10 protein-coding genes are annotated in these 10,274 nt (G+C 69.6%); 6 read left to right on the top strand and 4 right to left on the bottom strand.

Features of this window, described 5'->3' with window-relative positions; translation table 11 throughout:
* The first annotated feature begins 172 nt into the window (after window positions 1-172).
* From pilB to RT051_RS13605, 6 genes are read left to right on the top strand one after another with little or no spacing between them, the layout of a single operon-like run.
* A complete protein-coding gene (gene pilB, locus RT051_RS13630) occupies window positions 173-1,906 on the top strand; it encodes a type IV-A pilus assembly ATPase PilB (protein WP_313077503.1) in 1,734 nt (577 codons plus the stop codon).
* Window positions 1,907-1,947: 41 nt separating this feature from the next.
* Complete coding sequence (locus tag RT051_RS13625) at window positions 1,948-3,165, top strand: type II secretion system F family protein (RefSeq protein ID WP_313077502.1); 1,218 nt, start codon at window positions 1,948-1,950, stop codon at window positions 3,163-3,165.
* On the top strand, window positions 3,165-4,052 hold the full coding sequence (locus tag RT051_RS13620) for an A24 family peptidase (RefSeq protein WP_313077501.1): 888 nt from the start codon (window positions 3,165-3,167) through the stop codon (window positions 4,050-4,052). The genes RT051_RS13625 and RT051_RS13620 overlap by 1 nt, the downstream gene beginning before the upstream one ends.
* A gap of 10 nt (window positions 4,053-4,062) precedes the next feature.
* Window positions 4,063-4,716 carry a dephospho-CoA kinase gene (gene coaE / locus RT051_RS13615; RefSeq protein WP_313077499.1) on the top strand — a complete coding sequence of 218 codons (654 nt, stop codon included), beginning with the start codon at window positions 4,063-4,065 and terminating at the stop codon, window positions 4,714-4,716.
* A gap of 33 nt (window positions 4,717-4,749) precedes the next feature.
* Window positions 4,750-5,505, top strand: a complete 756-nt coding sequence (zapD, locus tag RT051_RS13610; protein ID WP_313077498.1) for a cell division protein ZapD — start codon at window positions 4,750-4,752, stop codon at window positions 5,503-5,505.
* Window positions 5,506-5,516: 11 nt separating this feature from the next.
* Window positions 5,517-5,744, top strand: coding sequence for a DNA gyrase inhibitor YacG (locus RT051_RS13605; RefSeq protein WP_313077497.1), 228 nt, complete (start codon window positions 5,517-5,519; stop codon window positions 5,742-5,744).
* 65 nt (window positions 5,745-5,809) lie between these two features.
* Here the strand turns inward: RT051_RS13605 and RT051_RS13600 are convergent, their stop codons facing one another.
* From RT051_RS13600 to RT051_RS13585, 4 genes are all read right to left on the bottom strand, one after another.
* Window positions 5,810-6,247 carry an NUDIX domain-containing protein gene (locus tag RT051_RS13600; RefSeq protein WP_313077495.1) on the bottom strand — a complete coding sequence of 146 codons (438 nt, stop codon included), beginning with the start codon at window positions 6,245-6,247 and terminating at the stop codon, window positions 5,810-5,812.
* Window positions 6,244-7,131 (bottom strand): ATP-binding protein, encoded by an 888-nt coding sequence (locus RT051_RS13595; RefSeq protein WP_313077494.1) that lies wholly within the window; start codon window positions 7,129-7,131, stop codon window positions 6,244-6,246. Before RT051_RS13595 ends, RT051_RS13600 begins: the two co-directional genes overlap by 4 nt.
* Window positions 7,132-7,199: 68 nt before the next feature.
* Window positions 7,200-8,429 (bottom strand): bifunctional glutamate N-acetyltransferase/amino-acid acetyltransferase ArgJ, encoded by a 1,230-nt coding sequence (argJ, locus tag RT051_RS13590; protein ID WP_313077493.1) that lies wholly within the window; start codon window positions 8,427-8,429, stop codon window positions 7,200-7,202.
* Window positions 8,430-8,465: 36 nt separating this feature from the next.
* Window positions 8,466-10,274 (bottom strand): SEC-C metal-binding domain-containing protein (locus tag RT051_RS13585; protein ID WP_313077492.1); only part of this gene is annotated, 1,809 nt, incomplete at its 5' end.

The following is a 10,274-nucleotide window of genomic DNA, read 5'->3' as shown; positions in this document are numbered from 1 at the left end:
AGCGCTACGTTCGGGACGTAGAGGCCGGAGGTTCGAATCCTCTCACCCCGACCAGATTGAAGAGCCCCTGCGCCGCAAGCGCAGGGGCTTTTTTGTGGTCGCACCCTGGCCCGCCTCTGCGGGATGCGGTGTTACGATGGCCCGTCCCCCGGCACACCACCCGCCGCTGTCCATGGCCGCCGTCCTCCCCTCCAGGAAGCCCTCCCCCGCCCCCATCACCCTGCCCGGCCTGGCGCGGGCGCTCATGTCCGTGGGCAGGCTGGACCAGCTGGGCGCCGAGGATCTGTACAGGAAGGCCCAGGCCAGTCGCAGCAGCTTCATCGCGACGCTCACCGCCAGCGGCACCATCACCTCGGCGGAGCTGGCGCACACGGTCTCGGGCATCTTCGGCGCGCCGCTGCTGGACGTGGACGCCCTCGATCCGCTGCGCCTGTCGCGCGACCTGCTGGACATCCGGCTATGCCGCGCCCACGGCGTGGTGGCGCTGCACAAGCGCAGCAACCGGCTGATCGTCGCCACCGCCGACCCGACCGACCGCGAGGCGGCCGAGCAGATCAAGTTCAGCACCCAGATGGGCGTGGACTGGGTGATTGCCGAGCACGACAAGCTGCTGCGGCTGATCGAGGTCACCGCCAAGAGCGCCGACGTGTCGGCGCCCGGGGCCGTGGGCGACTTCGAGTTCGGCGACCTACAGGCCGACCAGCCCGCCGAGGCGGTCGAGGCGCAGGCCAGTGAGGTCGAGGACGCGCCGGTCGTGCGCTTCCTGCACAAGATGCTGCTCGACGCCTTCAACATGCGCGCCTCGGACCTGCACTTCGAGCCCTACGAGCACCACTACCGTGTGCGCTTTCGCATCGACGGCGAACTGCGCGAGGTGGCCTCGCCGCCGGTGGCCATCAAGGAAAAGCTCGCCTCGCGCATCAAGGTCATCTCGCGCCTGGATATTTCGGAGAAGCGCGTGCCCCAGGACGGGCGCATGAAGCTCAAGGTGGGGCCGGAGCGGGTGATCGACTTTCGCGTCAGCACGCTGCCCACGCTGTTCGGCGAGAAGATCGTCATCCGCATCCTGGACCCGAGCAGCGCGCGCATGGGCATCGAGGCGCTGGGCTATGAGCACGAGGAAAAGGACCGCCTGCTGCAGGCCATCCACCGGCCCTACGGCATGATCCTGGTGACCGGGCCGACCGGCTCGGGCAAGACGGTCTCGCTCTACACCTGCCTGAACTTGCTCAACCAGCCGGGCGTGAACATCGCCACCGCCGAGGACCCCTCCGAAATCAACCTGCCCGGGGTCAACCAGGTCAACGTCAACGAAAAAGCCGGCCTGACCTTTGCCGCCGCGCTGCGCGCCTTCCTGCGCCAGGACCCGGACATCATCATGGTGGGCGAGATCCGCGACCTGGAGACGGCCGATATCGCCATCAAGGCCGCGCAGACCGGTCACCTCGTGCTATCGACTTTGCACACCAACGACGCGCCTTCGACCCTCACGCGCCTGCGCAACATGGGCGTGGCGCCGTTCAACATCGCCTCCAGCGTCATCCTGATCACCGCCCAGCGCCTGGCGCGCCGCCTGTGCCCGCAGTGCCGCCAGCCGGCCGACATTCCGCGCGCGGCGCTGCTGGAGGCCGGCTACGCCGAGGAGGATCTGGACGGCAGCTGGGTCACCTACCGGCCCGTCGGCTGCCCGGCCTGCAACAACGGCTACCGCGGCCGGGTGGGGATCTATGAGGTCATGCCCGTGTCCGAGGAGATCCAGCGCATCATCCTGCGCGACGGCAGCGCGCTGGAGCTGGCTGCTCAGGCGCGCCGCGAGGGTGTGCGCTCGCTGCGCCAGGCGGGGCTGCACAAGGTCCGGGCCGGCGTGACGTCGCTGGAAGAAGTGCTGGCCGTCACCAACGAGTGACGACGCGGCCGGCGATCATGCACAGGCACGGAACAGGCACGATGGCGAGCGCCGCACCCCACAGGCCCCGGGAGTCCGTCTTCGAGTGGGAGGGCCGGGACCGCAGCGGCCGGACCGTGCGCGGCGAGATACGCGCCGCCGGTGAGAACCAGGTTCGCGCGGCGCTGCGCCGCCAGGGGGTGTTGCCCGTGCGCGTGCGCAGACGCCGCCAGCGCGCCGGGCGCCGGATCCGGCCGCGCGACATCGCCCTGTTCACGCGCCAGATGGCCACCATGATGAAGGCGGGCGTGCCGCTGCTGCAGTCCTTCGACATCGTGGGCCGGGGCAACAGCAACCCCAACGTCACGCGGCTGCTGGGCGCCATCCGCGCCGACGTGGAGACGGGCACCTCGCTCAACGCGGCCTTTCGCAAGCACCCTCTGTATTTCGACGATCTGTACTGCAACCTGGTGGAGGCGGGCGAGGCGGCGGGCATCCTGGAGGCGCTGCTGGACCGGCTGGCGCTCTACATGGAGAAGACCGAAGCCATCAAGTCCCGGATCCGCGCGGCGATGATGTATCCCATCTCGGTCATCGTCGTGGCCTTCGTGGTGGTGGCCATCATCATGATTTTCGTGATCCCGGCCTTTCGCGACATCTTTTCGTCCTTCGGCGCCGACCTGCCGGCGCCGACACTGGTGGTCATGGCGGTGAGCGACTTCTTCGTCGCCTATTGGTGGCTCATCCTGGGGGTGCTGGGCGGCGGCACCTACTTCTTTCGCCAAGCCTGGCGGCGCAGCGAACGCATGCAGCAGGCCATGGACCGCTTCCTGCTCAAACTCCCCGTCTTCGGCACCCTGTTCAACAAGTCGGCCGTGGCGCGCTGGACGCGCACGTTGTCCACCATGTTCGCCGCGGGCGTGCCGCTGGTGGAGGCGCTGGACTCGGTCAGCGGTGCCGCCGGCAACCACGTCTATGCCGTGGCCACCGACCGCATCCAGCAGGAGGTCGCTACCGGCACCAGCCTGACCACGGCCATGACCAACACCGGCATCTTTCCCTCCATGGTCCTCCAGATGAGCGCCATCGGCGAGGAATCGGGCGCGCTCGACCACATGCTGGGCAAGGCCGCCGATTTCTACGAGCAGGAGGTCGACGAGATGGTCAAAGGCCTGTCCAGCCTCATGGAGCCCATCATCATCGTTTTCCTGGGCACGCTCATCGGTGGCATCGTGGTGTCGATGTACCTGCCCATCTTCAAGCTCGGGCAGGTGGTGTGATGGTGGTGACGGGTCTTCCCTGGGCCGACGCCCTGCTGTTCGGCCTGCTGGGCCTGGTGGTGGGCAGCTTCCTGAATGTGGTGATCCACCGCCTGCCCCGCATGCTCGAGCGGCAGTGGGCCGACGAATGCACACAGTACGGGCAGGATGCGGGCCTGCTGCCGGCGCGCGAGGCGGCCGCAGGGCAGCTCGCCTACAACCTCTGGACGCCGCGCTCGCACTGCCCGGCGTGCGCGCGCACCGTGCGCTGGCACGAGAACATTCCGGTGCTCGGCTGGCTGGCGCTGCGCGGGCGCTGCGCCGGCTGCGGCAGCCGGATCAGCCTGCGCTACCCGCTGGTGGAGCTGGTCACGGGCGTGCTGTTCTGGTTCTGCGCCTCGCGCTGGGGCGCCTCGGCCACGGCGCTGGCCTGGTGCGGGTTCTGCGCCGCACTGGTGGCGCTGACCTGCATCGACTGGGACACCACGCTGCTGCCCGACGACATCACCCTGCCCCTGCTGTGGGCCGGGCTGCTGGCCGCGTTCGCCGGGCTGACCGCCGTACCCCTGAGCGATGCCGTGGCGGGCGCCGCCGCCGGCTACGTCTCGCTGTGGGCCGTGTACTGGGCCTTCCGGCTGCTCACGGGCAAGGAGGGCATGGGCCATGGCGACTTCAAGCTGTTCGCAGCCCTGGGCGCGTGGTTTGGCTGGCAGGCGCTGGTGCCCATCATCCTGCTCGCCTCGGTTTTCGGCGCGCTGGTGGGCCTGGCGCTGAAGGCGTTCTCACGCCTGCGCGAGGGCGGGTACGTGCCGTTCGGCCCCTTCCTGGCCCTGGGTGGCTTGGCAGCACTGGTGTGGGGGCCGGCGCGCATCGAGCGCGCCGTGCTCGCGGTATTCGGCCTGGCATGAGAGGCCCGATATGACGGAGGAGACGCGCATGGACGCGCCACAGGAGGAACGGGGAGCACCGCGCACGCTGCGCCTCGGGGTGACGGGAGGCATCGGCAGCGGCAAGAGCACCTTTGCCGCCATGCTGGCCGACTGCGGCGCAGCGCTGATCGACGCCGATGCCCTGGCCCGCGCCGTGACGCAGCCGGGCGGCGCGGCCATCGCCCCCCTCCGCGAGGCGTTTGGCGCCGACTTCATCGACGCCCATGGGGCGCTGGACCGGGCCCGCATGCGCGAGCTGGCCTTTGCCGAGCCACAGGCGCGTACCCGGCTGGAGGCCATCGTGCACCCGCTGGTCGGCCAGGCCATCGCCGCGGCCGGCCAGGCGGCGCAGCAGGCGGGCCACCGGCTCGTCGTGCTGGACATTCCGCTGCTGACCGAATCCGCGCGCTGGCCGCGCCAGCTCGACGCCGTCCTGGTGGTGGACTGCAGCGAGGCCACGCAAATCGCGCGCGTGCAGGCGCGCAGCGGCCTGGACGCGCCTGCCGTGCACGCCATCATGGCCAGCCAGAACAGCCGGGCCGCACGCCGCGCCGCGGCCGACTGGGTGGTGCACAACGAGGGCCTCACGCTCGCCCAGCTGCAGGCGCTGGCCCGCCAGGTGGCCGCATGCTTCGGGCTATGATGAAAAAGCCCCCTGCCAGGAAAAGTGCCTAGCGTGATCCTCTACGAATACCCCTTCAACGAACGCCTTCGGACCTACCTGCGGCTGGAGCACCTGGCCCGCCGCCTGGACGAGCTGATGGCCCGCGAGCACCCGACGGACCACCATTTCGCGCTGCTGACCCTGTTCGAGATCATGGACGTGGCGGCGCGCGCGGACCTGAAGGCCGACGTACTCAAGGACCTGGAAAAGCACAGGCACCAGCTCGAGGGTTTTCGCGGCAACCCTTCGATTTCGGAGCGAGCGCTGGACGGCGCGATCGCCCGGCTCGACGGGTGTTTTTCCGCCCTGGGGGCGCAACAGGGCAAGGCTGGGCAGCAACTCACGGAAAGCGAATGGCTGATGGGCATTCGCAGCCGCGTGGGCATTCCGGGCGGCACCTGCAGCTTCGACCTGCCGGCCTACTACGCCTGGCAGCATCGCCCCGTGCCGCAGCGCCAGGACGACCTGCAGCGCTGGGCCGGGAGCGTGGCGCCCCTGGCCGACTCGGTTCACCTGCTGCTGCGCCTGCTGCGCGACGCCGGCACGCCGCACAAGGTGGCGGCCGAGCGCGGCCAGTTCCAGCAGAGCCTGCCCCAGGGCCGCACCTTCCAGCTGCTGCGCCTGCGCATCGACCCGGCGCTCGGGCTAATCCCCGAGATCAGCGGCAACCGGCTGCTCGTCTCCGTACGCCTGATGCGCCAGGAGGGCGACGCGCGGGTGGCCGCCAGCAGCGAGGACGCGGCGTTTGAACTCACGCTGTGCGGCTGAATCCACCGAGCATGGCAAACGCACCCATCCCTTCGACCCCGCAGCCGGCGGCCAGGCAGGTCATCTGCCCCTGCTGCGGCGGCCCCAGCCTCTACAGCCCGGCCAACCGCTTCCGGCCCTTTTGCAGCGAGCGCTGCCGGCAGATCGACCTGGGCGCCTGGGCCAACGAGGATTTCCGCATGCCGGCCGAGGCGCCGCCGCCGGAGGCCGAGTACGGCGACCCGCGGCGCGAGCCCTGAAATTCATTGGAAAACCGCCTTTAGCCCTTATGCAGCAAGGGCTTGCAGCTCTCTTTTTGATAGTTTCAGGCGCTGAAGACCGCGTCGTCCAGCACCGCACCGCACTCCTGGGCCAGCCAGGCCAGCACCGGCCGCGCACCGGGCAACACCGGGCGCACCTGCAGCGGCCAGTGCTGCCAGGCAACCTGCTGGCCCTCGCGCATCTGCAGGCTGCCCTGCCAGGCATGCACCTTGCACCAGTGCAGACGCACCAGGGCGTGCGGGTAGTCGTGCTCGGTCACCTTCCAGGGCTCGACCGCGTCCACGGTGATGCCCAGCTCTTCCTGCAGCTCGCGGCGCAGTGCCTGCTCCACCGTCTCGCCCGGCTCGACCTTGCCGCCCGGGAACTCCCAGTAACCCGCGTAGGGCTTGCCCTCGGGCCGGGTGGCAAAGAGCAACGCGCCGTCGCTGCGCACCAGGATGCCGACGGCCACCTCGGTGGGCTGGCGCGCCGGCTGCGTCATGCGGCCGCGCCCTGCGGCGCCTGGCGGCCGGCGAAGTCGCGCGCAAACTGCCAGGCCACGCGGCCGCTGCGCGAGCCGCGCTCGAGTGCCCAGACCAGCGCCTCGGGGCGCGCCGCCTCGATGGCTGCGGGCGCCACGCCCAGGGCCGACAGCCACTGCGCCACGATGGCCAGGTATTCGTCCTGGCTGAAAGGGTAGAAGCTGACCCACAGGCCGAAACGCTCGGACAGGGAGATTTTTTCTTCCACCACCTCGCCGGGGTGGATCTCGCCATCGTCCACGGGTCGGTAGCTCAGGTTGTCCTTCATGTACTCGGGCAACAGGTGGCGGCGGTTGCTGGTGGCATAGACCAGCACATTGGGCGTGGCCGCGGCCACCGTGCCGTCCAGGATGGACTTGAGCGCCTTGTAGTCGCCCTCGCCGTCCTCGAAGCTCAGGTCGTCGCAGTAGACGATGAATTTCTCCGGCCGGCCCGAGACGATCTCGACGATGTCGGGCAGGTCGGTCAGGTCGGCCTTGTCCACCTCGATCAACCGCAGGCCGCGCCCGGCGTATTCGTTCAGGCAGGCCTTGATGAGCGAGGACTTGCCGGTGCCGCGCGCACCGGTGAGCAGCACGTTGTTGGCCGCGCGGCCCTCGACGAACTGCTCGGTGTTGCGTTGGATGCGCTCCTTCTGCGCGTCGATCTCGCGCAGCTGCGCCAGCCGCATGTCGGCCACGTGGCGCACGGGCTCGAGCCGGCCATGGCCGCCGCTGCGCTTGCGGTAGCGCCAGGCGATGGAGGCGCCCCAGTCGGGCTCGGTCAGGGGCTGGGGCAGCACCGCCTCGATGCGGGCCATGAGCTGCTCGGCGCGCTCCAGCAGGCGATCTATCTTGGGAGTCATTTACGGCGTTAGCCCTTGCCAGTCAACGAGTTGTTGCTATTCAAAACGGGCCGACCGGCACCACTGCCTCAGGAGCGGTAGTCGGCGTTGATGGTCACGTAGTCGTGGCTCAGGTCGCAGGTCCAGACGGTGTCGGCTGCATCGCCCCGGCCCAGCAGCACGCGCACGGTGATCTCGCTCTGGCGCATGACGCGCTGGCCATCCTCCTCGCGGTAGGCAGGGTTGCGCCCGCCCTGCACGGCCACGTGCACGTCGTCCAGGTACAGGTCGATCCGCGTCTGGTCCAGGTCCTGGATGCCGGCGTAGCCCACGGCCGCGAGGATGCGTCCCAGGTTCGGGTCGCTGGCAAAGAAGGCCGTCTTGACCAGGGGCGAGTGCGCGATGGCGTAAGCCACCTGGCGACACTCCTGGGCCGTCCGGCCGCCTTCGACGCGCACGGTGATGAACTTGGTCGCACCCTCGCCGTCGCGCACGATGGCCTGGGCCAGTTGCTGCGCCACCTCCAGCAGCGCGGCCTGGAGCTGGCGGCCCTCGGCGCTGTCCAGCTGCGTGATGGGCGCGTGGCCGGCCTGGTGGGTCGCCACCAGCACGAAGGAGTCGTTGGTGGAGGTGTCGCCGTCGATGGTGATGCGGTTGAAGGAGGCGTCGGCCAGTTCGCGCACCAGCGGCTGCAGCAGCTCGGGCGCAACGCAGGCGTCGGTGGCGATGAAGCCCAGCATGGTCGCCATGTTGGGGCGGATCATGCCCGCGCCCTTGGCTATGCCGGTGATGTGGACCGCGCGCCCGCCGATCTCCACCCGCCGGCTGGCGGCCTTGGGCAGCGTGTCGGTGGTCATGATGCCCTCGGCGGCGCGCGCCCAGTGGCCCGGCTGCGCATCGGCCAGCGCCGCGGGCAGGCCGGCGGTGATGCGCTCCACGGGCAGGGGCTCCATGATGACGCCGGTGGAAAACGGCAGCACCTGGGCCGGGGCGATGCCCAGCTGCCCGGCCAGCGCCTCGCAGGTGGCGCGCGCACGCGCCAGGCCCTCGGCGCCGGTGCCGGCATTGGCGTTGCCGGTATTGACCACCATGGCGCGGATGGCGCTGCCCGAGGCCAGATGCTCGCGGCAGACCTGCACCGGCGCGGCGCAGAAACGGTTCTCGGTGAAAACGCCGGCAACGCTGGCGCCTGCATCCAGCAGAAACACCGTCAGGTCCTTGCGGCCGGCCTTGCGCACGCCGGCTTCGGCCACGCCGATGCGCACGCCGGCAACGGGGTGCAGGTCCTGGGCCACGGGGGCGGAGAGGTTCACGGGCATGGTGGGTTCATCCTCGATGGTGCGGGCCGCGGCTGCTCAGCTGAGCTTGCCGTGGCACTGCTTGTACTTCTTGCCACTGCCGCAGGGGCAGGGGTCGTTGCGCCCCACGCGCGTACCGGGGCTGGCCAGCGCTGCCTCGTCCTGCGCCGCTCCTGCGTCGCCCGACCGGGCCTGGGGGTTGCCGCTTTCGTCCGGCGCGCTGTAAGTCACGTTGGCGATGCTGCCCTCGCCGCGCTGCTCCATGGCCTGGGCGGCCTCGTCGAGCTGGTCGTTGGACTGGATCTGCACGCTCATCATGATGCGCGTGACCTCGTTCTTGACCTGGTCGATGAGCTGGCGGAACAGCTCGAAGGCCTCGCGCTTGTACTCCTGCTTGGGCTGCTTTTGCGCATAGCCGCGCAGGTGGATGCCCTGGCGCAGGTAATCCAGCGCCGCCAGGTGGTCGCGCCAGTTGCTGTCGAAGCTCTGCAGCAGCACCATGCGCTCGAACTGGACGAAGCTTTCCTGGCCCACCAGCGCCACCTTGGCCTGGAAGACGTCGCGGCCGGCGGCCTGCACGCGCTCGAGGATGTCCTCGTCGGTGACGGAGTCCGAACCCTCCACGTCCTTTTGCAGTGCCAGCTCGATCTGCCAGTCGGCTGCCAGGGCTTTCTCCAGGCCGGGCAGGTCCCACTGCTCCTCCACCGACTCCGGCGGCACGTACTGGTGCACCACGTCGGCCAGGCAGTCGTCGCGCATGGCGTCGATGAGTTGCGCCAGCTCGGGCGCGTCCAGGATCTCGTTGCGCTGCTGGTAGATGACCTTGCGCTGGTCGTTGGCGACGTCGTCGTACTCCAGCAGCTGCTTGCGGATGTCGAAGTTGCGCGCCTCCACCTTGCGTTGGGCCGACTCGATGCTGCGCGTGACGATGCCCGCCTCGATGGCCTCGCCGTCGGGCATCTTCAGGCGGTCCATGATGGCCTTGACGCGGTCGCCCGCGAAGATGCGCATGAGCTGGTCGTCCAGGCTCAGGTAGAAGCGCGAGGAGCCGGGGTCGCCCTGGCGGCCCGAGCGGCCGCGCAGCTGGTTGTCGATGCGGCGCGACTCATGGCGCTCGGTGGCGATGATGCGCAGGCCGCCCAGGGCGGCCACCTTGTCGTGGTCGCGCTTCCATTCCTCGCGCAGCTCCTGGGCGCGCGCGGCGCGCTGCTCGGGCGTGAGCGCCTCGTCCTCGTCCAGCGCTGCGACCGCCTTTTCCACGTTGCCGCCCAGGACGATGTCGGTGCCGCGGCCGGCCATGTTGGTGGCAATCGTGATCATGCCGGGGCGCCCCGCCTGGGCGACGATGTCGGCCTCGCGGGCGTGCTGCTTGGCGTTGAGCACCTGGTGCGGCAGGCCTGCCTTGGTCAGCAGCTCGGCGATGACTTCGGAGTTCTCGATCGAGGTCGTGCCCACCAGCACCGGCTGGCCGCGCTCGTGGCATTCGCGGATGTCGGCGATGGCCGCCTCGTACTTCTCGCGCGTGGTCTTGTAGACGCGGTCGAGCTGGTCGTCGCGGCGGCTCGGACGGTTGGGCGGGATGACCACGGTCTCCAGACCGTAGATCTCCTGGAACTCGTAGGCCTCGGTGTCGGCCGTGCCGGTCATGCCCGAGAGCTTGGCGTAGAGGCGGAAGTAGTTCTGGAACGTGATGGAGGCGAGCGTCTGGTTCTCGGCCTGGATGGTCACGCCTTCCTTGGCCTCCACGGCCTGGTGCAGGCCCTCGCTCCAGCGCCGCCCGGCCATCAGGCGGCCGGTGAACTCGTCGACGATGACGATCTCGCCGTTCTGCACCACGTAGTGCTGGTCGCGGTGGTACAGGTGGTG

It is taken from the genome of Melaminivora sp., from assembly GCF_032059615.1.
Classification (GTDB): domain Bacteria; phylum Pseudomonadota; class Gammaproteobacteria; order Burkholderiales; family Burkholderiaceae_C; genus Melaminivora.
The sequence above is the reverse complement of the archived record's forward strand: the minus strand, read 5'-3'. Positions and strand labels throughout refer to the sequence as shown.